The sequence below is a fragment of the Hymenobacter frigidus genome, from assembly GCF_014640435.1.
GTDB classification, from domain to species: Bacteria; Bacteroidota; Bacteroidia; order Cytophagales; family Hymenobacteraceae; genus Hymenobacter; species Hymenobacter frigidus.
The window spans coordinates 1-22851 of sequence record NZ_BMGY01000045.1; the positions used below are offsets into that span (position 1 = coordinate 1).

Annotated in this window: 19 protein-coding genes; 4 read left to right on the forward strand and 15 right to left on the reverse strand. The window is 59.2% G+C overall.

Annotated elements, in window-relative coordinates; genetic code table 11:
• Positions 1-143: 143 nt before the first annotated feature.
• From IEW17_RS17260 to IEW17_RS17325, 14 genes are all read right to left on the reverse strand, one after another.
• A complete protein-coding gene (locus IEW17_RS17260) occupies positions 144-812 on the reverse strand; it encodes a hypothetical protein (protein ID WP_188563307.1) in 669 nt (222 codons plus the stop codon).
• A gap of 39 nt (positions 813-851) precedes the next feature.
• The gene (locus IEW17_RS17265; RefSeq protein WP_188563308.1) at positions 852-1052 is read right to left on the reverse strand and encodes a hypothetical protein; all 201 of its coding nucleotides are present in this window, start codon (positions 1050-1052) and stop codon (positions 852-854) included.
• Positions 1053-1148: 96 nt separating this feature from the next.
• The gene (locus IEW17_RS17270) at positions 1149-2516 is read right to left on the reverse strand and encodes a helix-turn-helix domain-containing protein (RefSeq protein ID WP_229749093.1); all 1368 of its coding nucleotides are present in this window, start codon (positions 2514-2516) and stop codon (positions 1149-1151) included.
• A gap of 61 nt (positions 2517-2577) precedes the next feature.
• Complete coding sequence (locus IEW17_RS17275) at positions 2578-3294, reverse strand: phenylalanine-4-hydroxylase (protein WP_188563309.1); 717 nt, start codon at positions 3292-3294, stop codon at positions 2578-2580.
• A gap of 233 nt (positions 3295-3527) precedes the next feature.
• Positions 3528-4532: a 3-deoxy-7-phosphoheptulonate synthase gene (gene aroF, locus IEW17_RS17280; RefSeq protein WP_188563310.1), complete on the reverse strand. Its 1005-nt coding sequence runs from the start codon at positions 4530-4532 to the stop codon at positions 3528-3530.
• Positions 4533-4690: 158 nt separating this feature from the next.
• Positions 4691-5470, reverse strand: a complete 780-nt coding sequence (gene trpA, locus IEW17_RS17285) for a tryptophan synthase subunit alpha (RefSeq protein WP_188563311.1) — start codon at positions 5468-5470, stop codon at positions 4691-4693.
• A gap of 97 nt (positions 5471-5567) precedes the next feature.
• The gene (trpB, locus tag IEW17_RS17290) at positions 5568-6764 is read right to left on the reverse strand and encodes a tryptophan synthase subunit beta (RefSeq protein ID WP_188563312.1); all 1197 of its coding nucleotides are present in this window, start codon (positions 6762-6764) and stop codon (positions 5568-5570) included.
• On the reverse strand, positions 6761-7465 hold the full coding sequence (locus IEW17_RS17295) for a phosphoribosylanthranilate isomerase (RefSeq protein WP_229749094.1): 705 nt from the start codon (positions 7463-7465) through the stop codon (positions 6761-6763). Before IEW17_RS17295 ends, trpB begins: the two co-directional genes overlap by 4 nt.
• A 39-nt stretch (positions 7466-7504) precedes the next feature.
• A complete protein-coding gene (trpC, locus tag IEW17_RS17300; RefSeq protein ID WP_188563313.1) occupies positions 7505-8332 on the reverse strand; it encodes an indole-3-glycerol phosphate synthase TrpC in 828 nt (275 codons plus the stop codon).
• 50 nt (positions 8333-8382) lie between these two features.
• Positions 8383-9378 (reverse strand): anthranilate phosphoribosyltransferase, encoded by a 996-nt coding sequence (trpD, locus tag IEW17_RS17305; RefSeq protein WP_188563314.1) that lies wholly within the window; start codon positions 9376-9378, stop codon positions 8383-8385.
• A gap of 153 nt (positions 9379-9531) precedes the next feature.
• Complete coding sequence (locus tag IEW17_RS17310) at positions 9532-10101, reverse strand: anthranilate synthase component II (RefSeq protein ID WP_188563315.1); 570 nt, start codon at positions 10099-10101, stop codon at positions 9532-9534.
• A gap of 136 nt (positions 10102-10237) precedes the next feature.
• A complete protein-coding gene (locus IEW17_RS17315; protein ID WP_188563316.1) occupies positions 10238-11668 on the reverse strand; it encodes an anthranilate synthase component I family protein in 1431 nt (476 codons plus the stop codon).
• 347 nt (positions 11669-12015) lie between these two features.
• On the reverse strand, positions 12016-13230 hold the full coding sequence (locus IEW17_RS17320; RefSeq protein WP_188563317.1) for an alpha/beta hydrolase-fold protein: 1215 nt from the start codon (positions 13228-13230) through the stop codon (positions 12016-12018).
• A gap of 8 nt (positions 13231-13238) precedes the next feature.
• Positions 13239-13940 carry a hypothetical protein gene (locus IEW17_RS17325; protein WP_188563318.1) on the reverse strand — a complete coding sequence of 234 codons (702 nt, stop codon included), beginning with the start codon at positions 13938-13940 and terminating at the stop codon, positions 13239-13241.
• 547 nt (positions 13941-14487) lie between these two features.
• Between IEW17_RS17325 and IEW17_RS17330 the strand changes: the two genes are divergently transcribed.
• The 3 genes from IEW17_RS17330 (at position 14488) to IEW17_RS17340 (ending at position 20130) form a co-directional block, all read left to right on the forward strand.
• Entirely contained in the window at positions 14488-17502 is a 3015-nt protein-coding gene (locus tag IEW17_RS17330) for a SusC/RagA family TonB-linked outer membrane protein (protein WP_188563319.1), read from the forward strand.
• Positions 17503-17514: 12 nt separating this feature from the next.
• Positions 17515-19152, forward strand: a complete 1638-nt coding sequence (locus tag IEW17_RS17335) for a RagB/SusD family nutrient uptake outer membrane protein (protein ID WP_188563320.1) — start codon at positions 17515-17517, stop codon at positions 19150-19152.
• A 156-nt stretch (positions 19153-19308) separates the two neighbouring features.
• Positions 19309-20130, forward strand: a complete 822-nt coding sequence (locus tag IEW17_RS17340; protein ID WP_188563321.1) for a SusE domain-containing protein — start codon at positions 19309-19311, stop codon at positions 20128-20130.
• Between the two features lie 346 nt (positions 20131-20476).
• Here IEW17_RS17340 and IEW17_RS17345 read toward each other — a convergent pair whose 3' ends face one another.
• On the reverse strand, positions 20477-21661 hold the full coding sequence (locus tag IEW17_RS17345; protein WP_188563322.1) for a T9SS type A sorting domain-containing protein: 1185 nt from the start codon (positions 21659-21661) through the stop codon (positions 20477-20479).
• Positions 21662-21901: 240 nt separating this feature from the next.
• Here IEW17_RS17345 and IEW17_RS17350 point away from each other — a divergent pair, with 240 nt between their 5' ends.
• Positions 21902-22747, forward strand: a complete 846-nt coding sequence (locus IEW17_RS17350) for an N-acetylglucosamine kinase (protein ID WP_188563323.1) — start codon at positions 21902-21904, stop codon at positions 22745-22747.
• The last annotated feature ends 104 nt before the right edge of the window (positions 22748-22851 follow it).

Below are 22851 nucleotides of genomic sequence, written 5' to 3' on the forward strand. Positions count from 1 at the left end.
AAAGGAGCTAACATAGGCCAAAAATACCACGCAATTATTCACCGTTACTTATGCGTGGCTACTTAGTAGCGCGGAAGTTCGGCTTGGTTTTAGAAACCTGCTGATAGGAACCTTGCGGTTTTTTTAGCGACAGATTGGTGAACTCAGCGGGCGAATTGGTACTGATGACGCTGAAAAAACGCTGTTCCTGACTCGTAGCGCACCTCCTTTTGCAGGGTGAACTGGCGCGGGCTCAGCGTGAGGGTTTTACGAATGGTGGCCGGCTGGTCGTCGTCCCGGCCCTGGCCTTCAAGCACGAGGCGCAGGGTTTGGTCGGGCAGCCTCTGCCGAGCGATTACGACGAAATCGGTACCATCCCAGCGCAGGCGGGTGCCGTCGGAACCAACGGCCAGGGTATCGGCCCCGAAGACGTGGGACTTGTTAGGCTCCTCGTAATCGAACGCGAGAATGAGTTGGTCGGCGCGGGGCATCTGGCCGCGCATGGCGGTGTTCAGCCGCACCGATTTACCGGTGCCGTAGTCGCGGTAAGTGAGCGTGCCGCGCCAGTCGTTGGCACTGGCCGGGGAAAGGTCGGAACCGAAAAGGCGCGGCGGTGAGGCCGCCAAACGGCTGGGCTGGGCCGGCGCGTAGCCCATGCCCAGGCCCGCACCGCCGCTGATGTTCACGTCGACTTTGGCCTCGCGCTGGCCCAGGTTTACCAACACAGCTTTCGACCCGAAGCCAAACGAGGCCGTCGTTTTCTGGCCGGGCTGCAAGGTGCCCTTTATCCTGATGCGGCCGTCGGAGGTCTTTTCCTTGATTTCGACCGCCACCGGGCCCGCGTTGTCGGCCTCGACGCGAAAGCCCAGCAGTTACCCACCGCCCAGCTCAAACTGCTTGCCGACGTCGATGCGAACCTGTGAGCGCAGGCCGTTGATGCCCGCAGGCGAGCAAGCCAGCAGCGGCGCGGCCATTAGCAGCAGCGCGGCTACGCCCAAGTGCAAGCGGCCAACCAGCAGGGCCATAACGGCGGGGCCACGCCGGGCGGCCAGAGAAGTGGGGAGGTTTTTCATAGTCGGGAGCACGAAAGGGGTTGGTGAACGAGTGCCCCAAAAGTCCCTCGTTCCTATTCCGCCCGCGCTCCAACTTACGGTTTGGGCCGCCCCGGCTTATGATTTGGGCCGAATAACCTCGCTCGGCATGCCCCCCGTCAGCTTTTTAAACACCCGGTTGAAAGTGGATTTGGAATTGAATCCCGACTCAAGGGCAATGCCTACCAACGAGTAGTGCGCCAGGCGTGGGTCCTGCAACTTGCGCTCAGCCTCGGCCACGCGGTAGCTGTTCACGAAATCGTTAAAGTTCTGGCCGCAGCCCGTGTTGATGACGTGCGAGAGCAGCGAGGTGTTGGTGTGCAGACGGTGGGCTAGCTCGGCCAACGTCAGTTCCGGCTCCAGCCAGGGCTGCTCGGCGGCCATGAGCTGCTGCAGCTTCTCGCGCCAAGGGTGCAGCTCGGGGGCGAGCCCGGCGGTGAGCGCGGCCACAGGTTGAGGAATCACCGAAGTTTGAGCAACAAGCAGTTCTGACCCATCAATAAACTGGCCCTCAGTCTCTTTATCCGCGTTTGCGGCAGGCTGTCGGTATGAGGTGGTCGGCAATGAAGCCGCTGCTGTGCCGCCTTCCATTGGCATTGGCATTACCGAGCCGGCTACATAGGGCACACCACTGGTCATGCCCGGTGCTTCGGGCTCGAAGCGAAGCGGCACCACGGCCGCAAAATTGGCTTGCAGCCCCACCAGGCCGAGGTAGTAAATCAGGGCCCCGTTGGCGAAGTAGGCGTACCAATAGTCGCCGTAGCCCAGCGGACCAATGGCCTCATTCAGCACCTCGAAGCCCACCCACAATACCAAACCCAACAGCGCGGCCACCAGCAAATCACGCAGCCCGCGAAACCGCAGCCGGGCCGTATCCGAGAAGTTGTCGTCGAGATAGCGGCGGTAGCGGCGAAACAACCGGAGCGTAGCCAGCCCGTAGCCCAGCATCAGGGCGTAGCCCAGCCAGCCAACTAGCCCGTTGATGGCGTCCAGCCAATTGGCGGCCTCGCCCTTGGTACCGAAATGAAAAGGTAGCGCCCGCCCGTGCAGACCCCGGCTCCAGCCCAGGTCGTAGAGGGCTGCCACTGCAAACAACCCCGCGTACAGCAGCCCCGGCAGTAAGTGCCGCCAGTGCCGCCCCAGCTCAAACGCCTGGTTGGTCAGGCTGCGGAAATACAGGTAGAACGCCGGCCCCCACAGCAGCCAAGGCTGCCACGGCACGTAGAACATGGTGGTAGAATACCCATCGTGGCTGTCGTACCAGCCGGCGTAGCCCAGCATCCACTGCGTCACGGGCAGCACGTTTAGCAGCAGCAGCAAGGCCAGCAGGCCATCGGGCAAGTGGCCGAAGCGGGCCGCCCGCACCAGCAAGTGCACGGCCAACACCAGCCCCGGCACCACAAATGGCAGCAGCAACGCGCTATGGGCACCAAATTGAAACAACATAGCGCGAAGCTACTACACAGTACCCGGCGTTGGGACAAGGAAAAACCTGGTCGGCTGCGCCTTACGCCACGGCCAGCATACCGGCCAGTTCGGCCACGCAGTCGGTGAGCTGCTCCCAGGCGGGCAGCATGAAATACTGGTTCTGGTAGCGCGTGCCGGTTACGGGCGTGCGCAGCACGGTGGCCAGGTCGAAAGCCGGGCGCGGGGTGTGCTCGTTCACGCAGTGGTGGATTTCGCCGGCCGACGACAGCAGCCCGGCCCCATACAGCCGAGGCTGGCCTTCGTGCTGCACCAACCCAAACTCGGCCGTGAAAAAATACAGCGCCCACAGCTGCTCCCGGGCCACCGAGCCCGCCGGCTGCATTTGGTAGGCCTGGCCCAAATGGTGCAGGAAATCAGTCAGGCCTTCGTCGAGCAGCATGGGCACATGCCCGAATAAGTCGTGAAACAAGTCGGGCTCGGGGCTGAAGTCGAAGCTGTGCATAGCCCTAATGCGGGTCACAATCGGAAACTTCCGCTCGGCGAGCAGCGCGAAGAACGCGGCCGGCTCAAATGGCCGGCCTACCGGGGCCAGCTGCCAGCCGGTGTGCTCCCGCACCGTGGCGCTCAGCTCGCCAATGTCGGGGATGAACTCACGCCGCAGGCCCAGCCGAGCCAGGCCCTGGCTGAAAGCCGGCGCGGCGCGCCGATGCAGCAGGGCCGTCTGGCGGTCAAAAAGAATTTTCCAAACCAATTGGTCCTGGTTGGGGGCAGCCGAGAGATGGCGTTGGTTAAACATAGCTGAGTAGGCGAAAAAAAAGCCCGATATCCTGGCGGATTCGGGCTTTCGAAGGTTTCTAAGGAAGTTCGGGGTTTATGCCTCGTTCTCCGGTAGCGCCAATCGCAGCCCGCTCATACCCTTTGTGGGGCAAGTCGCTAGCATGGTACGATTGACGAATTGGTGACGCATAAGTGAGACGAATTTAAGAATCAATTTTAGAAATACAAGTATTCCGGTTGATTAATTTTCTGTTACTCCAGCTCGCCGCGCAGCTGATACACGCGCCGGAGGTTGCGAATCAGCCGGGCCGATTCGTCAAAATCCAAGGTCTGGGCACCATCCGAAGCGGCAGTTTCGGGCGTTTCGTGGGTTTCGTACACAATGCCATCGGCCCCGGCCAACACACCCGCCAGCGCCATGGCCGGCACGTACTCCCGAATGCCAATGCCGTGCGACGGGTCGACAATGACCGGCAGGTGGCTTTTGGCTTTCAGAATAGGTACTGCGTTCAAGTCCAGGGTGTTGCGGCTGGCTGTTTCGAAGGTGCGGATGCCGCGCTCGCAGAGAATCAGCTTTTCATTGCCCCCCGAAAATACGTACTCGGCCGACGAGAGCAATTCCTCAATAGTCCCCGAAATGCCGCGCTTAATCATCACCGGCTTGTCTACGCCGCCCAGCGCATCCAGCAGGTTATAGTTCTGAGTATTGCGGGCCCCTACCTGGAACACATCCACAAAATCGTGCATCTCCTCTACCTGCGACACCTGCATGACTTCGGTCACGATTTTGATGCCGCGCGCCCGGGCCATGCGGTGAAAGTCGCGGAGCCCGTCCATGCCCAAGCCGCGAAAGGCATACGGCGATGAGCGGGGCTTGAACACGCCGCCCCGCATCAGCCGCACGCCGTTTTCAACCAGGTGGGCCATCACCTTTTCCATCTGAGCCTCACTCTCGATGCTGCACGGGCCGGCGCAAAGCGCCAACGAGCCCTCTCCTATTGTCACGCCGTCGCCGAGGTCGAGCACGGTGGGCTTTACGCGCCACTTGCGGCTCACCAGCTTGTAGTCATCAGACACGCGGTGCACATCGCGCACGCCCGGCAGCTGGCCAATGGTGCGAATGTCGAAGTCCTTCTTTCCAATAGCCACCAGGTAGTGCGCGTGCTGGGTCGTTACCTCCGTGGCCTTGTAGCCCTGCTGCTTGAGGTGCTCGGTGATGGTGGGGACTGAGGCGTTTTTTTCGAGTTGAATTATCACGGGATTGAACGAAGGAAAAAGAACGTCATGCTCATCTGGCGTCCGCGCAGTCGAAGCAGTTCGCGTGCGGCAGTAGTCACAGTTAATTGTAACGAAGCGGCAGAGATGCTTCGACTGCGCGGACGCCAGATGAACATGACGTTTTAGTTAATTGAAAATTAGGATTTAATGCCCCGCACAAACCGAGCGGCGGCGGCGGGGGCATCGTCCACATCTTTCAGCGCCTGAATGAGCGCCGAGCCAATGATAGCACCCTCGGCATGCTCACAGGCGCGGTCAAACCCGGCCTTATCGGCAATGCCGAAGCCGATGAGGCGCGGGTTGTGCAGGTTGAGCGCTGCAATGCGATTGAAATATTCCTGCTGGGCCGGCGCATCGGTGGGCGTGGTGCCGCCCGTGGTGCCGGGGCCGGAAACAAGGTAGAGGAAGGCTTCCGACAGGCTGTCGAGCCGACGGATTCGCTCCTCCGAAGTTTGCGGGGTGATGAGAAAAACAGCTTTCAGCCCGTATTTCTTAAAAATGGGCTGATAGGTTTCCTCGTACTCATCCAGCGGCAGGTCGGGCAGAATAAGACCGTCGACGCCCACGGCGGCGGCCTGGCGGCAAAATTCTTCCGCCCCAAACTGCATCACCGGGTTGAGGTAGCCCATGAGCAGCACCGGCGTATCGGCCACGGCGGCGCGCAGGCCTTGTAGCTGCTTGAAGAGCACGGGCAGGTTCATGCCATTGGCCAGGGCCACCGTGCTGCTGCCCTGAATGACCGGGCCATCGGCCAGCGGGTCGGAGAAGGGCATGCCAATTTCGAGGATGTCGGCTCCGGCTTCTACCAGCGCCTGGGCCAGCGGAATGGTGTCGTGCAGGCTGGGGTAGCCGGCGGTGAAATACGTGTTGAGCAAGTTGTGCTTGCTGGCGAAGGCGTTGGCTATTCTATTGTTCATGAGTTGGTTCCCGCAGAGGGCGCGGAGGATTACGCAAAAGTCGCAGAACGTTCAGCGTCCTCTGCGCAATCCTCCGCGCCCTCTGCGGGCTAAAAAATCAAGTGAGCTTGTCCATGTTTTTGAGGTAGGTATCCAGGTCCTTGTCGCCTCGTCCCGACAAATTCACCACCACAACGTCATCCGGGCCAGCCCCGAGCTGGCCTAGCGCCGCCAGAGCATGCGCCGTTTCCAGGGCCGGGATGATGCCTTCGAGCCGACTGCACTCGCTCACCGCCGCCAGGGCATCATCGTCGGTGATGGCAATAAACTCCGACCGGCCCACTGCGCCCAAATACGCATGCAGCGGCCCAATCCCCGGGTAATCGAGGCCCGCGCTCAGCGAATACGGCTCCGTAATCTGGCCGTGCTCGTCCTGCATCAGCAGCGTGCGGCTGCCGTGGATAATGCCCGGCGTGCCCAGCACCGACGTAGCCGCCGAGTGCCCCGAATTGATGCCGCGCCCGGCCGCTTCCACCGCAATCAATCGCACCGAAGGCTCATCCAGGAAGTGGTAGAACGCTCCGGCCGCGTTCGAGCCGCCGCCCACGCAGGCCACCACAAACTGCGGCAGCTCGGAACCGGTTTTCACCAGGAGCTGCTTGCGCATTTCCTCACTGATAACGGCTTGCAGGCGCGCCACCAAATCGGGGTACGGGTGCGGCCCCACCACCGAACCGATGATGTAGTGCGTATCCACGGGGTTGGCAATCCAGTCGCGAATGGCCTCGTTGGTGGCATCTTTCAGGGTCTGGCTGCCGCTGGTCACAGCCCGCACCTCGGCCCCGAGCAGGCGCATGCGGGCCACGTTGGGCGCCTGGCGCTCGATGTCGGTGGCACCCATGTACACCACGCAGGGCAGGCCCATCAGGGCGCACACGGTGGCGGTGGCCACGCCATGCTGGCCGGCTCCGGTTTCGGCAATAATGCGCGTTTTGCCCAGCCGCTGAGCCAGCAAAATCTGCCCTACGGTGTTGTTGATTTTGTGCGCGCCGGTGTGGCACAAGTCCTCGCGCTTCAGGTAAATACGGGTGCCATACTTCGCCGATAAGCGCTTGGCCTCGAACAGCGGCGTGGGCCGGCCCACGTAGTCGCGCAACAGCTGCTGCTGCTCAATCTGAAAATCCGGGTCGGCCATGATTTCCAGGTACTGCGTGCGCAGCTCTTCCACGTTGGGATAAAGCATTTCGGGCACGAAAGCGCCGCCGAATTCACCGTAGTAGCCGCGGGCAGTAGGCTGTTGATAGGATGGGGTCATAATACAGGTGCGCTGAGGTGCAGTTGAGTGAGCATTTGGGCCAGCCGGCCGGCGTCTTTCACGCCCGGCGCGGTTTCGAAGCCGCTGTTTAAATCGACGCCGACCAGGCCGGGCAGGCGTAAAACCGCCAGTTCGGCAGCGTGTTCCAGTCCCAGGCCACCGGCCAGAAAGTACGGAACAGGCAGGTTGTAGCCAGACAACAAATTCCAATCGAAAATGGCCCCATTGCCACCGGGTGCCGCCCCTTTGGTATCGAAAAGAAAGAAGTCACAATACGGCACATAAGGCAGCAGGGCAACAAAATCAACCGCCTGCCCCACTGAAAATGCTTTCATTACCAACAATCCGGCTTCGCTTAGCTCTTCGCATTGCGCCGACGTTTCCTGCCCGTGCAGCTGCACGGCGGCCAGCCCAAAGCGCTTGGCAATGGCGAGCATATTTTCCGTGGTTTCATTCACAAAAACCCCCACTTTCCAGATGCTGGGCGGCAGCGCTCGCACCAGTTCCGGGGCCAGTGCCTCACCCACGAAGCGCGGCGACTTGGGCGCGAAAATGAACCCTAGAAAATCAGGACCCAGGGCGGCTACCTCGGCCAAGGCCACCGCATCGCGCATGCCGCACACTTTCACCAACAGCCGCGATGGGGCCGCCAGCGGCGCAGTATGCCCAGCCGCGCCGGGCACGCCAGCAGCAAGGGCCATATCAGACAGGTTAGGACGGGGCGTTTTCATCGATGGAAACTAGACGGCAACGGCGGGCTCTTTAATCAAAGCGGCGATTTCCTGCACCAGCGTAGCGCAAGCACGCTCGGGGCGAGCGTGACGCATGAAGGCCTCGCCCAGCAAGAAACCCCGGTAGCCCACCGCGTGCAGCTGGCTGATGGCCTTGGCAGTGGAAATTCCGCTTTCCGACACCTTCACAAACTCACTTGGAATGGCTTCCGCCAGCGCCATGGAGGTATCCAGGCTCAGGCTGAAATCGTGCAGGTTTCGGTTATTCACGCCAATCAGGTCCACGGCTTCGGCATTAGCCGAGCGGGCCAGCTCTTCGGCATCATGCACTTCGAGCAGCACCTCCAGGCCCAGCGAGCGGGCGAGGCGGCCCAGCTTGTCGATTTCGACGGGCGAGAGCACGGCGGCAATAAGCAGCACGGCGTCGGCCCCGGTGCTCTTGGCTTCGAGAATCTGGTACTCATCCACCACAAAATCCTTGCGGATGATGGGGCAGAAATTGAAGCGGCGGGCGGTGGTCAGGTCCTCGTTTTTGCCCCCGAAAAACTCCGTGTCGGTGAGAATGGACAGAGCGGCCGCGCCGGCCTGCATGTAGCCCAGCGTGGTGCGCTCCACCGGCGCGTACTGGTTTATCCAGCCCTTGGAGGGCGACTTGCGCTTGAACTCGGCGATGAGGCCGCTGCCGCCCTCGCGCAGCAGATACTTGCGCAACGACAGCGGCTGGGACTTAAAATACAAGCTGGATTCGAGCAGCTTGATGGGCACCAGCTCTCGGCGCGCAGCAATTTCCTGGCGCTTGTGAGCAACGATGGTGTCGAGAATGGTGGTTTGGGACATGATTAAGAGAACCGAAACGCGAGGCATTTGCTTCGCATACTATTAAAAATTTATTGGGTCGCCAGCATGGTTTCAAAGGCCCGCTTAGCGGCTCCCGAATCCAGGGATTCGCGGCTCTGGGCCAGTGCCGCGTCCCAATTCAGGCCAGAGCGGGCGCACTGCAGGGCCAGGGCGGCGTTGGCCGTCACCACGTTGCGCTGGGCCGCAGTGCCCTGGCCGTGTAGCACTTGTTTGAACATCTCGGCGGCGGCGGCCGCGGTGCTGCCCCCGGCCAGGTCGTCGGCAGTGCAGGCAGGCAGGCCCAGGGTACCGGCGGTCAGCAGGCGCTCGCCTTCGAAAGACGATACTACTTTGGCCGGACCGGTGAGGGCCAGCTCATCGTAGCCGTCCAAGGCGTGAACCACGGCGTAGCGGGTGCCGGTGGGCTGCATCAGGTAATGGTAGAGGCGCTGCAATTCCAGGCTGAACACGCCCAACAACTGAACCGCCGGCCGGGCCGGGTTCACCAGCGGCCCCAGGATGTTGAAAAACGTGCGCAGACCCAGCTCGCGGCGCACCGGCCCGGCGTGGCGCATGGCCGGGTGAAACGCCGGCGCGTGCAGAAAGCAGATACCGGCCCGGTCGAGCTGCCGGCGCAGCTGGTCGGAGCTGGCTTCGAAATCGTACCCAAAATGCGCCAGCACATTGGACGCCCCCGACACCGACGACACCCCAAAGTTGCCGTGCTTGGCCACCTGCACCCCGGCCCCAGCCACGATGAAACAAGCCAGCGTGGAGATGTTGAGCGTGTTTTTGCCATCGCCGCCCGTGCCCACGATGTCCACAAGTTCGTGGGTGCCCAGCTCGGGGTCGCGGCTCAAATCGAGCAGCGCCTGTCGGAAGCCCGCCAGTTCGGCCACCGTGATGGGCCGCATCCGATACACGGCCAGGAAAGCGGCGGTTTCGGCCGGGTTGGCCCCGCCCTCGCCTAGTTGGCGCATGGCAGCGTGCGCCTCGGCGTGCGTGAGCGGCTGGTGGTCGAAAAGCTTGGTGAGAATATTTTTCAAAACTTCTGATTTGTAGTTTCTTCGGAACGTCATGCTGAGCTTGCCGAAACAGCTCTCCCGCACGACTAATTCAGTCGATTGAGTTACTCCCCCGGTAGAGATGCTTCGACGAGCTCAGCATGACGTTCTTTTCCTTTGCCGTCAAGGGCAAATCTAGCGGAGCCAGTTTTCCAGCATTTTGGCCCCGTGCTCGGTCAGAATGCTCTCGGGGTGAAACTGCACGCCGCGGACATCAAACTCGCGGTGGCGAAAGGCTAGCACCTCACCGTTAGCGTCGCGGGCCGTCACTTCCAACTGGGCCGGCATCGACTCGGGCCGCACGGCCCAGGAGTGGTAGCGGCCGACCTGAAACTTGCCCGGCAGACCGGTGAATAGTCGCTCATCGGCCACCGTCACTTCGGCTTCGTTGGCCACCCCGTGCAGCACGGCCGGGATGTTATACAACTCCGCGCCAAAGCTTTCGGCCAACCCCTGGTGGCCCAGGCACACGCCCAAAATGCGTTTGGTGGCTGCGTATTTCTGGATGATGGCCGGCATCAACCCCGCCTCGGCCGGAACTCCGGGCCCGGGCGAAAGCAGAATGGCATCGTAGGCATCCACCGCCTCCAGGGTCAGCTGGTCGTTGCGAATCACGGCGAGGTTGGGGCCGTGACCGAGTTCGCGCAGCAGGTTCACCAGGTTGTAGGTGAAGGAGTCGTAGTTATCGAGAACGAGAATTTTCATGACATTTTTTGTATCCATAGTTGTTTGTCGTCCTGAGCTTGCGAAGGACCTTATCACCGCAGAGCAGTTTACAGTAATTAAACCGGCGCAAACCTGATAAGGTCCTTCGCAAGCTCAGGATGACAGTCGCATTGTTCTACCGCACTTCCGCGGCGGCCCGCAGCGCGGCGCGTAAAGCTCCTAGCTTATGGTGTACTTCCTCCAGCTCCGACTGGGTGTTGGAAGCCGCCACCACGCCTGCCCCAGCCTGGAAATACAGCTGGTTGCCGGTGCTCAGGAACGAGCGAATCATGATGGCGTGGTTGAAGCTGCCATCGAAACCCAGGTGGCCCAGGCAGCCGCCGTAGTAGCCCCGGGCAGTGGGCTCCAACCCGTCAATCAGCTGGATGGCGCGGAACTTGGGAGCCCCCGAAAGGGTGCCAGCCGGGAAGGTATCGGCCACCACTTGCAGGGTATCAGTGCCCTCGGTCAGCTCGGCCGTGACCTTGCTCACGAGGTGAATGACGTGCGAGTAGAACTGGATTTCCCGCAGCGTGCGTACCTGCACCTGGGTGCCGTGGCGGGCCAGGTCGTTGCGGGCCAGGTCCACCAGCATCACGTGCTCGGCGTTTTCCTTGGGGTCGGCGGCCAGGCGTTGGGCGGCGGCGGCATCGGCGGCATCGTCGCCGGTGCGGCGGTAAGTGCCGGCAATGGGAAACAACGTAGCCTCGCGGCCCTGCACCAGCACCTGCGCCTCGGGCGAGGAACCGAAGATTTTGTAGTCGCCGTAGTCGAAGTAAAACAGGTACGGCGAGGGGTTGATGGACCGCAGCGCCCGGTACACGTTGAACTCATCGCCCGAGAATTCCTGCTGAAACCGGCGCGAAAGCACAATCTGAAACACGTCGCCGCGCAGGCAGTGGGCCTGGCCCTGGGTGAGCCGCGCCAGAAACTCTTCGTCGGTTTGGTTGGTCTGCTCCTCGCCTACCGTACCAAAGCCAAACGTGGGCACGCTGGGGTGGCGCACCAGGTTTTCGAGGCGGTCCAGACCATCAGTTTCAGCCGGGGTTTCGCCCGCTACGCTATGCTCGAACAAATGCAGCTCCTGCCGGAAATGGTTGAAGGCAATAACGTAGCGGTACACGCCGTAGCGAATCAGGGGAATATCGCCGGCCGGAATTTTGGCGGGGTCCAAGGCTACGTCCTCGAAGCTCTGCACGGCCTCGTAGCCCATGTAGCCAAAGAGGCCCGTGCTGATAAAGGGCAGCTTGGCCGCCGAGGCATCGGGGGTGCAGGCCGCGGCAAAATCCCGCAACCGGGCCAGCGCCTCGCGCGGGTGGGCCAGGATTTCAGTGGTTTCGGGCGCACCGGGCAAGACCTGGCGCAGTTCGCCCCCGCGCCGCAGCTCAAACGTGGCCAGCGGCTCACACACCAAATAGCTGAAGGCATTTTGCTGGCCGTGATAATCAGTACTTTCCAGCAGCAGGCAGTTGGTGTATTGGTCGCGCAGTCGCAGGTAAAGACCTACGGGCGTCACCGTGTCGGCGAGCAGGCGGCGGGTGCGAGTGGTGAGTTGGTAAGAAGGCACAGGAAGAAAAAAGCGAACGAGACAGGAGTTGCCTCAAGCGGAGATGTGAAAACAAAAAAGCCCAGCTGAGGGCCGGGCTTTTGTGGTCTAAAGCAAAATCAGGCTTGATTTCACCAGGCGCACAGGCAGGCCGGTCCGATGTTTCGGAGCTGCCACCACCAAGCCTGAGAAATACGATGCGAAGTCATGTTGAATGAGCGCCATATTTTGGGAGCGCGATGCAAAGGTATGGCGGCTTTTTTAAAATTCCTGCAACTGCAATCAAAAAACAGTGCGAGCTTGCTAAGGGCCGGTTTCTAATGCAACCAATCTCGCAACTGCTCTTCTTAACAAATCAACCCCCGTTTTTACTTTGTCTGAGGCGCTGAAGGCTTGGTTTTCACCACCGAACCAAATAGAAACCGGTACGCGGCCGGAAACTCCCGCCGCCAGAACCACTCCCGGTGCTCGCCATCAGCCGGCGCGGAAAAGACAAGGTTTCGCGCCGGTACGCCCTGGCTCCGCAGTTCGTCGCGCCACTGCGTCATCAGCGGCAGCATGGTTTCCGATTCTTTCGGCCCACACACAAAGTAAAACCGGGCCGTGGGTGCCGCCGGGTGCGTTTTGGCATAAGCCCGCAACGAGTCATTGCACACCCAGAAGGCCGGCGAAAACGCCCCGACCTGACCAAACACCTTGGGATATTTGAGCGCGGCATACACCGAAATCAGCCCGCCCAGGCTGGAGCCGGCCACGCCGGTATGCGCCGCCTCGGGCCGGGTGCGGTAGTGCGCGTCCACGTAGGGCTTCAGCGTTTGCGCCAAAAAGTCGACGTACGCCCCGCCCTGCCCGCCCTGGTGGGGCTGGCCTTTAAGAGCCGTACTAAACCAGGGGATATATTCGTCGGAGCGAAACTCGTCGCCGTTGTCCACTGCCACGACAATAGTGCCGGCCACATCCTGGCCGGTCTTGCGCAATTGGTCCAGCGTCTCATCTATGCCCCACTCGCCGCCAAAGCTGATGGCCTCATCGAATACGTTCTGGCCGTCGTGCAGGTACAGCACCGCGTAACGGCGCGTCGCATTCTTGGCATAGTCAGCGGGCAAATACAGCCACACCCGGCGGCGACGGCCCAGCTGCGGCATCACAAACGACGTGGCCAGCACCCGAACCTGCGGCGTGGCCGTGTGCTTTTTGGGCGCAGCGGCGGCTCCGCTTTGGTCGTCCCAGGCCAGCACTTGGTGGGCAATTTCGCGGGGCTCCGTCAAATCGGCTTTCCGGTTGGCAATCTGCTGGTTCTTACCGTCAACTTCCACGGTAGGCCAGCTGCCACGGGTAAACTTGTATTCTACCTGGCCGGAGCTTGGCGGCAAACTGATTTGGTAGCTGCCGTCGGCGCTTCTGTGCAGCGCGAACCGGGGGCTACGCGGGCTCCAGTTGTTGAACGAGCCCGCCACATAGAGGGTGTCACTGGCAGGCGTAGCGGCCGGAACCCGGGCAATTTTCAGAACCGTCTGAGCAAAAGCCGGACTCAGCGCGAGCACCAAGCCGCCGGCCAGCAGCAGGTTGAAGGGCTTGGGCATTGGATTCGTTAGCGAATGGTTTCGCCGCTGCCCGCCCCGCGTTCCGCCGAGTCCATTTTACGCAGCGTGTACACGGCCCGCACCGAATCGACCCCGGGCAAGCCATTGGACTGAAAATCGAGCAGCGAGCCTTTCTTCTGCGGCGCTTTCACGAAGTGCCGGTACTCTTCGGCCGACTCACGCACCACGTACAGGAAGCTCGACGACGGCATTTTCAGCCGCGAATAGAAGCTGCGGCCATCGCCTACGGGGCGGCGGGTGTCCTCGGCAACGGCACTGGTACCCAGCAAGCGGTACTTGTTCACATCGCTGCCCGGCAGGGCCAGGTTCCCCAAGCCGTCCACAAATACCTCACGGCGCGCCATGAGTTTCTCCAAATCCAGGGTTTTGAGCAGACCCAGATTTTCTTCGGCCATAATGAGCTGCTGCACCGATTTGCCGGGGGCCGGCTCTTCGTAGTACACCAGCACCGGCTTCTTAATCTTCACCTTGTTCACCACCATGGACAGGGGCTTTTCTTCGGTATCGGTGTCGCGCTCCGTCCGGATGGGCGCGTACACGGGCGGCGGCTTGACGATGGTGCGCCCACCGGGCGCGGGCTTGCCAGTGCTTTTGGGCGCGGGCTTGCGCGTACCGGGCCGGGACTGGGCCACCGCACTGGCCAGGGTAGCGGCCAGCAGCAACACCACAAGCAAAATATGCTTTTTCATTTTCTAGGGAAAAGCCAAAAGTAACGAGGAGTTGGCGGCTTGGCAAGGCAACTACCACGCCGAACGCCCGCGGGAGTACCATTGACGAGTTTCCGGCTCAACTGTTGGCAAGGTACCAAATCTACCGGCTTGGGACCGTACCCCAACACCCGGTCCACTCAGTAGCCACCTGCACCCGTAATGAATGGGATAACCCCAAAATCTCGCTAAGCAGCCTTCGTAAGGCCCAAAAAAATGCTTCATTTAACAATTTTCACCAATCGATTGTCGTATTTTTTCAAACGATTGCGCAAAAAACAGGCTTCAGTGTAAAGGCTTAATTTAAAGCCTTTTATCAATAAAATTAATGGCGATTTTTTTCCAAATCGATTTCTGTATAAATCGCTGTTTATCAGTATATTTATTGAATATCAGCCCGCCGATAACTGGGCACTACCAAGGTTCCTGCACACCGCTTATCACGCTGTTTTAATGGTAACTTGCGGGACTTTCAGTATGCTATTTGTTTAGAAAATCTCCCACCATTTTTTCACCAACTCCGTTTCCCATGAAACACTCCTATTTAGCGAAGCTGATGTTTCTGCTTCTGCTTGCGGGCCTGGGTTTTCCATCAAGCGCCTTTGCTCAAACCGGCTCCGTGAGCGGCCGGGTCCTTGACAGCAAAAAAGAAGGCATTCCGGGTGCCACGGTCCTCATTGAAGGCACTTCCCTAGGCAGCTCGTCCAACGTCGACGGCACGTACAACATTCAGAACGTGCCGGCAGGCTCCCAAACCCTGGTAATATCGTTTGTGGGCTTTAACACCGTACGCCGCCCGGTGACGGTGGTAGCTGGCCAGAACACGGAAGTTTCGGCGGACCTGTCTGAAAATACCACGCAGCTGTCGGAAGCCATTGTAGTGGGTTACGGTACGCAGCGCCGCCAGGATGTGACCGGAGCCGTCGCTACAGTGGACTCCAAGCAGTTTGTACAGGGCCAGGTAACCAACCCCGAGCAGCTCATCCAGGGCAAAGTAGCCGGCGTGAGCATCACCACGGCCGGCGGCGCACCGGGCACAGGCACGACCATCCGCATCCGCGGCAACTCTTCGCTCAATGCCAACAGCGACCCGCTGTACGTGATTGACGGGGTGCCCGTGGATAAAGACGGCATCAACGGCGCTTCGAACCCGCTCTCGTTGATTAACCCCAGCGACATTGAAACCTTCACCGTGCTCAAGGATGCCTCGGCTACGGCCATCTACGGCAACCGGGCTTCGGGTGGGGTTATCCTCATCACCACCAAAAAAGGCCTGCAAGGCGAAAAGCTACGCGTGGAGTTGAATTCGCAAGTAGGAGTTTCGACGGTCGCCCGTCGTTACGAAAACCTTTCTGCCGACGAATTCCGCTCCCTGATTCAAACCAACGGCGCGCCTTCGCAAGTCGCCACGCTGGGCACGGCCAACACGAATTGGCAGAATGAAATTTTCCGCACGGCCGGCACTTACGACAACACGGTGAGCCTGATTGGCAGCGTGGCCAAGACGCCGTTCCGCGTGTCGTACGGCAACCTCTACCAGGAGGGCATCGTCATTACCAACAAGCTCAAGCGCAACTCGGGCTCGATAAGTGTGAGCCCCACCCTGCTCGACAACCACCTCCGCATCGACGTGAATGCCAAAGGCAGCATTGTGGACAACCGCTTCGTTGACTACGGCAACGTGGCAAACGCTGCTCTGTATGACCCAACTCAACCGGTAACATCAACCGAATCGCGCTATTCGCGATACGGCGGGTACTATCAGTTCACCAACGCAGTGGGCCAGCCGCTGGGCAACGCCTCAGGCAACCCAGTGGCCGCGCTCAACAACACGAGCGATGTCAGCACCGTGAAGCGGCTTATCGGCAACGTGCAGTTTGACTACAAAATCCATGGCATTGAAGGCCTGCGGGCTAACCTCAACCTGGGCGTCGACATGGCTCGCTCAAAGGGTAGCAAGACCATTGCCGCTACCGACTTTGGTACTTTCAACACCAATTCGAGCGACCCGGGCCTGAACGGCTCCTCTTACCAGTACGCCCAAGACAAGGACATGAAGCTTCTCGAGGCGTACCTGGCCTACGGCAAGCAGGTGGGCGGCACCAAGTTCGACGTACAGGTGGGCCACGCCTACCAGTCGTTCGTGAATGAGGGGCCTAACTTCCTCACTTACCGCCTGAACCTCGACACCCTCGTCAACCGTAAAGAAGTATTGACGGTGCCAGGCTTCTACAGCAAGAGCGTGCTCCTCTCATATTTCGGCCGGGCCACGGCCAATGTTCGCGATAAGTACCTGCTGACGGCCACCCTGCGCAATGACCAGACCTCGCGCTTCCGCCCCGGCTACCGGAGCGGCTGGTTCCCGGCCCTGGGCTTGGCCTGGCGCGTTAAAAACGAGGATTTCCTGAAGGACAACACCCTTTTCTCGGAGCTGAAGCTGCGGGCTGGCTACGGCCGCACGGGCCAGCAAGACATCGGTGGTGCCTACGATACGCAGCCGCGCTACGTTATCAGCGGTTCCACTACCACCTACCCGCTCGGCAATACTCCTGGCACCGTAGTACCCACCTACAGCCCACAAGGCTACAACGCCGTGCTGACCTGGGAAACCACCAATACCTACAACGCCGGCCTAGACATGGGCTTCCTGGACAACCGCCTCACGGCAACCATCGACGTATATCAACGCACGGCTAGCGACTTGCTGGCATTGGTAAACGAGTCTGCGGGCTCCAACCTCACCAACCAGCTCAACAAAAACATTGGCTCGTTGCGCAACCGGGGTGTTGAATTAGGCCTGAACTACGGCATTCTGCGGAGCGAAAGCCTGAACTGGGACGTAAACCTGAACGGCGCATACAATGTCAATAAAATCAGTGACTTGGGCCAACAAGTAGAAGGCTTTAAGGGTTACAAAGTGGGCGGCATTGGCGGGGGTACCGGCAACACCATCCAAACTCAGTCTGTGGGCTACCCCAGCAACTCTTTCTTTGCTGCTCAGCAGGTGTATGGCGCCGACGGCCGGCCCGTGGAAGGCCTGTACGTGGACCGCAACAGCGACGGCACTATCAACGACCTGGACTACATCTACTACAAGCAACCCGCGCCGCTCGTGACGCTAGGCTTCAGCTCGAACCTGACGTACAAGAAGCTCATTTTTGCTTTCACCATGCGCAGCAACCTTGGCAACTACGCCTACAACGCCAACGCTGCTAACCTGGGCAACTACGCCAACGCACAAGGTTCCACGCTTTTCGTCAACAACCTCAACCCCGACGTTCGCAACACGGGCTTTACCCGCCAGCAGCTTTTCTCAGACTACTACCTGCAGAACGCCTCGTTCCTGCGCTGCGAAAATATCTCGCTCGGCTACAACGTGGGCAAAGTATTCGGTGCTTCTACGCTCCGCGTAACCGCCAACGTGCAGAATGCTTTCCTAGTGACCAAGTACAAAGGCGTTGACCCGGAAGTATTCAACGGCATCGACACCAACTTTTATCCCCGTGCCCGGACGTTTACTCTCGGCCTTGCTCTCGGCTTTTAATTCCCACCATTCATGAAAAAAGCAGTATACCGGGGTCTAACGGCCCTCTTTCTGAGCACGGCACTGTTCGGCCTCAGCACGTCTTGCACCAAAGACCTCGACCAAACCCCGAAGTACGAGTTGACGCCCGATAAGGTGTTCGTGAACCTGGCAGGCTACAAGCAGGTACTCGCCAAACTGTACGGTGGCTTCGCCCTCACCGGTCCTTCGGGCCCTGGCTCGGGCGACATTGTCGGCATCGACGCCGGCACGTCGGACTACATCCGCCAGTGGTGGAGCGCCGCAGAGTTGACCACCGACGAAGCAGTGATTGCCTGGAACGACCCGGGCGTGCAGGAATGGCACCGGATGAATTGGGACGCCACCAACCCCCTCACCCGGGGCCTGTATAGCCGCCTCTATTACGAAATTGCTATCTGCAATGAGTTTATCCGCGAAGCGACGGACGATAAGCTCAGCAGCCGGGTGGCGGGTAGCGAACTGGCCCAGGGCAAGCTGTTCCGGGCCGAAGCCCGGTTCCTGCGCGCTGTGGCTTACTCCCACGTGATTGACTTGTATGGCAACGGCCCCTTCGTAACCGACAAAGACGCTGTAGGTGCCGGCCTGCCCCCTTACGCTACGCGCCAGGCGCTGTATAACTTCGTGGAAAGCGAGTTGCTGGCCCTGACCACGGAGCTGGCACCTGCCCGCAGCAATGAGTACGGCCGCGTTGACCAAGCTGCCGCCAGTGGCATGCTGGCCCGCCTGTACCTCAACGCCAACGTGTACACCGGGACGCCCCAGTATGCAAAAGCCGCCGAATATGCCAAGAAGGTTGTCGACGCAGGCTATACGCTCTCAACCACACCAAGCGCAAGCGCCCCCATTTCGGCTTACGGCCGCCTTTTCCTGGCCGACAACAACATGGCTCCGGCCTCGAACGAAATCATTTGGCCCGTCATTTTTGACGTGAACAGCGTGCAGAGCTACGGCGGCACCACGTTCATTGTGAACGGTTCGACGAGCGGTTCCGACGCCAACTGGCAGCGCATCGTGGGGCAGTCCACCGGCTGGGGCGGCCTCCGCACCACCCGCGCCCTCTTCGACAAATTTTTCCTGGCCGGGGGCGACACCACCCGTGACCGTCGGGGTCGTTTCTATACCCGCAACCAGTCGCTGGAAATCAACGACCTCAGCCAGTTTACGCAAGGTTTGGGTGTGCTCAAGTTCCGCAACGTGAACTCGGCCGGTGTTGGCCAGGGTGCCCCGCTGAACTTTTCCAGCGTTGACTTCCCCATGCTCCGCCTGGCTGACATGATGCTCATTTACGCCGAAGCGGCCACCCGTGGCAGCGCCGACCGCGCCACTGCCCTTGGCTACGTTAACCAGATTCGCGCCCGTGCCTTCAACAACGCAGCCGGCAGCGCCATCACCGACGCGCAAATGACCTCCGACTTCATCCTCGACGAGCGGGCCCGCGAGCTGCACTGGGAAGGTACCCGCCGGAGCGACCTCATCCGGTATAACCGCTTTGTGGAAAGCGCCTACCTCTGGCCCTGGAAAGGCGGCGTGGCCGCTGGCCAAGGCGTGGACGCGAAATTTAAGTTGTTTCCGATTCCTGCAGCTGACCTCACGGCCAACCCCAGCCTGAAGCAAAATCCTGGCTATTAAGCCGCGCAATCGGGGCGGTGAGCCGGGCCTTCTGGTTTGCCCTCACCGCCCCACTGCTCCGGATTTTGGTCGGATTTGACACTTTCATTAATCTAGGCTGTGTTTAGGAAATACCATTCACTATCCGCACGCTCACCTCATTTATTTCAAATTTCCATGAAAAATTGGCTTACTTATGCGTTAGCAGGCCTGCTTATTACGAGTTTTGCTGCCTGCAAAAAAGATGAGGTGCGTAGCGCCATTCAGTTTGGCGAAGCTCCTGTGCTGACTGCAAGCAACACGAATGCCGGAGTGCTATTGGAAAACGACTCGGCAAGAACTGCAGTAACCTTCTCGTGGACGCCTTACACGTACTCAGTTTCTGAGGGTAACGCTGTGGTATCACCCGTGGTGTATACCTTGCAATTGGCTAAAGCTGGTACGAGCTTCGCTGCCCCGGTTGATATTGCTGTTTCCTCCAGTTCAGCACTTTCTCTTGCACTGAACGTGTACGAACTCAACCGCAACCTCCTTCTGCTACAAGCGCCGGTAAGACAATCATCTTCGTTTGACGTGCGGCTTAAAACAGTAGTGGCGGGTAATATCACACCTCTTTATTCCACCACCAAAACGTTTACGGCTACTCCTTACGAAAAATGCTTGCCTCCTAATTCCGACACTTGGGCACTGGTGGGCCCTGCCGGCAATGGTTGGCCCAGTGGCACTCCTGCGACTGAGAATGGTATTCCGCTGAACTGGGATTGTACCCTGAACGCTTACACAGCACGTACTACACTTAAAGCTGGTCCATTCAAGTTCCGGAAGAATAAGGATTGGGGTGTTAATCTAGGCGGTGTGACAGGAAACTTTGCTCAGGGAATTCCTCTGACTACCAACGGGCCAGACATGACTATCGCTGCTGGCACCTATACTGTGAAGCTGGTGGTAGCTGGCTCAGGCACCAGTGTAACGGGTGCCACACTCACCATCACCCCCTGAGTAGTTAGTCACTACACCAGAGTTTAAGACAAAAAAGAGCCGCTGTATTCACAGCGGCTCTTTTTTTAGAGATTCCATTGTCTGCTGCCGGATGAATTGAGCGGAACCCACAAATGAGAGATGGGCTTAATACTGCAGTAAAACGGTGGCCCAGGCTGTGTATTTATTGTTCTGTGAGGCGGGTAGTCAGGTAGTGGCTATGCGTCTGGTTGGTTAAGCTCCCCTCAACGCCTTAACCAACCAGACGCATCGCACCGTTGGTACAACGACTGAAGTATCGTAACCGCAAACAGAAAGCCCCGTCGCGTTTTGCGACGGGGCTTTCTGTTTGGTAAAGCTCAGCAGATTACATCAGCACCACTTTACTGGTGGCCACCTTGTCGCCAACCTGCACCCGTACCAGGTAGGTACCAGCAGCAACATCAGCGGTACTAACTGTTGTGGTTTGCGCACCGCTCGAACGGAGGCCGCTTTCAAGCACCTGCACCTGACGACCGAGCAGGTCGGTGAGCACAATGTTCACTTGTTCAGCACGACCGGCCACGTTGTAAGCCACTGTGGCTACGCCTTGGGCAGGATTAGGGTAAACCGACATGGCCACTGCGGCAGCATCAGCCGCTTTGTTGGCCAATACGGTACCGGTCGCGCTCAGCAAAACGGTTGCAGCCTGGCGGTCGGGCAGCGTGGAGAAGTCAAATGCCCCGGAAGCGAGGTTGCCGTTGTTGGTGGTCAGGGGTGCGGAAGTTTGCGGGATAAAGTCGGAAGACATATACCCGCCATCGCCGCCATTCTGAATCACGAACATCGATACTTGTGGGGTACCGGTCAGGCCAGCCGTAGTGCGGTCAAGCTCAATCTCCCAGCCAAATGAACCCACACCGCCGTACGAAGCGGGGAAGGAAGGAGGCGGACCAGCAATCCTCGTGTTGCCAGGATTGCCAGAAACACCAGGAGTAGCCGCAACCCGGTAAGAAACGCGGGCCCCAGCCAGGCGGGCGTAGTTGCCGGTTGTGGTTCCGGCCGACAGTGCCAGGGGCGTGCCATTGCCTGCCACCGTACCGGCAGTAGTCGTCAGTTTAGCCGAACCACCAATGGTGGGCGACGTGTAGTAAGCGCCTTCAATCTGGTAGCCGGTACCATCGGAACGGAGGGCCAGAGCCAAGTCGGCCGCGAGGTCCAGTTTGGCGGTCACGTTCTGGAAAGAAGTAGTGGCCGCACCAGCTGGCAGCGCCGTGCCAACGGGCACCCCGGCTGCACCTGGCAGGTCCAGATATAGCTGGAACGCATTGCCGTTGGCTTCCACAGTACCTCCAACAAAGAAATACATTTTAGTTGAAGTGCTGGCGGCGTACAGGCTCAACAAGCCGGCATCGCCGAACCCGCGGGGGTTGGTGAATTTACCTAGCAACACGTAGTTACCAGCCGTAATTTCAGCAGCAGTCAGTTGGCCATCGAGAACTACTTGGGCCTGTGCATTGAGCGCACCGGCAGCCAAAAAGCTGGCGGCAGCAAGGGTAAAGATTTTTTTCATTAGTAATTGATTAAAGAAAATGGTTAAAAGTTGGCAAATTTTCAACCCAGTAGTGAGGTGAGAAACTATTGGTTGAAGTATGAATAAAAGTAACGGATAACGAGGAATTAAGCACTTTTTTACCGAAAAAAATACGTGATATCATGAAAAAAAGTTCCGACTGCTGCATGTTGGATTCCGTCCTGCAAGTTCGTTCCGCGGAAGGTCATTACTTTCGTCGCCCAAACTCATTTTTTTCCTATGATACTAATTGCCGATGGCGGCTCCACGAAATGCAGCTGGTGTCTGCTCGATGACAGCCGAAACCGCGTGTATTTCAACACCGAGGGGTACAATCCTGACTTCATGGACACTGCTGCCATTGCGGCATCTCTCACGCAGCACTTGCCCGATACGCTGGCCCGGGAGCAGGTAAAGGAAGTGCACTTTTACGGCGCAGGGGTATCGTCGGCCCAAAAAGCCGAAGTGATTGGGGCTGCCCTACGCCAGCTATTTCCCCAGGCAAAGGCCACCGTAACGGAGGATTTGCTGGCTGCGGCCCGGGCCTTGCTGGGCCGGCAAGCGGGTTTTGCGGCCATTCTGGGCACGGGTACCAACTCGTGTTTATACGACGGAGCGAAAATCACTTACAACGTGGATTCGCTTGGGTACTTCCTGGGCGACGAGGGGTCGGGGTCATTTTTTGGGAAGCGGCTGCTGCGCGACTACCTGCGTGGCTTGCTGCCCGACGGGCTGCAAGAGCAGTTCCGCGAAACCTATTCCCTGGGGTCGCGCAACGACATTCTCGACCGCCTCTACAACCAGCCGTTGCCGAATCGATATTTAGCCAATTTTGCCAAATTTGCCTACGACCATAACAACGTGAGCTATTGCCGCGAAATAGTGCAGGACGGCTTTGAAACGTTTTTCCAAAACCTGGTGGTCCACTACCCGCGTTTTAAGGAGTACTCGTTTAACTGCGTGGGCTCAGTAGGTTATAACTTCCGGGACGTGCTCGCGCAAGTGGCCCGCAAGCATGGCATGGAGGTCGGCAAAATTATCCGCTCGCCTATCGATGACTTGGTGTCTTATCACGAAGCCGAATAACGCGAGTCAGCAAAGACCCCGCCTGATTGTGCACACAAGTACAGCAAAAAGGCCCGCCGTAACGTACGGCGGGCCTTTTTGCTGTTAAAGACGGGGGCTTATAA

What these genes read in the sequence shown, in the direction of transcription:
- IEW17_RS17265 (WP_188563308.1), bottom strand. Translation starts at nt 1,052, where the DNA reads ATGAAAAACCTCCCCACTTCTCTGGCCGCCCGGCGTGGCCCCGCCGTT.
- IEW17_RS17270 (WP_229749093.1), bottom strand. Translation starts at nt 2,516, where the DNA reads ATGTTGTTTCAATTTGGTGCCCATAGCGCGTTGCTGCTGCCATTTGTG.
- IEW17_RS17275 (WP_188563309.1), bottom strand. Translation starts at nt 3,294, where the DNA reads ATGTTTAACCAACGCCATCTCTCGGCTGCCCCCAACCAGGACCAATTG.
- trpA (WP_188563311.1), bottom strand. Translation starts at nt 5,470, where the DNA reads ATGAACAATAGAATAGCCAACGCCTTCGCCAGCAAGCACAACTTGCTC.
- trpB (WP_188563312.1), bottom strand. Translation starts at nt 6,764, where the DNA reads ATGACCCCATCCTATCAACAGCCTACTGCCCGCGGCTACTACGGTGAA.
- IEW17_RS17295 (WP_229749094.1), bottom strand. Translation starts at nt 7,465, where the DNA reads ATGGCCCTTGCTGCTGGCGTGCCCGGCGCGGCTGGGCATACTGCGCCG.
- trpC (WP_188563313.1), bottom strand. Translation starts at nt 8,332, where the DNA reads ATGTCCCAAACCACCATTCTCGACACCATCGTTGCTCACAAGCGCCAG.
- IEW17_RS17310 (WP_188563315.1), bottom strand. Translation starts at nt 10,101, where the DNA reads ATGAAAATTCTCGTTCTCGATAACTACGACTCCTTCACCTACAACCTG.
- IEW17_RS17320 (WP_188563317.1), bottom strand. Translation starts at nt 13,230, where the DNA reads ATGCCCAAGCCCTTCAACCTGCTGCTGGCCGGCGGCTTGGTGCTCGCG.
- IEW17_RS17325 (WP_188563318.1), bottom strand. Translation starts at nt 13,940, where the DNA reads ATGAAAAAGCATATTTTGCTTGTGGTGTTGCTGCTGGCCGCTACCCTG.
- IEW17_RS17330 (WP_188563319.1), top strand. Translation starts at nt 14,488, where the DNA reads ATGAAACACTCCTATTTAGCGAAGCTGATGTTTCTGCTTCTGCTTGCG.
- IEW17_RS17335 (WP_188563320.1), top strand. Translation starts at nt 17,515, where the DNA reads ATGAAAAAAGCAGTATACCGGGGTCTAACGGCCCTCTTTCTGAGCACG.
- IEW17_RS17340 (WP_188563321.1), top strand. Translation starts at nt 19,309, where the DNA reads ATGAAAAATTGGCTTACTTATGCGTTAGCAGGCCTGCTTATTACGAGT.
- IEW17_RS17345 (WP_188563322.1), bottom strand. Translation starts at nt 21,661, where the DNA reads ATGAAAAAAATCTTTACCCTTGCTGCCGCCAGCTTTTTGGCTGCCGGT.
- IEW17_RS17350 (WP_188563323.1), top strand. Translation starts at nt 21,902, where the DNA reads ATGATACTAATTGCCGATGGCGGCTCCACGAAATGCAGCTGGTGTCTG.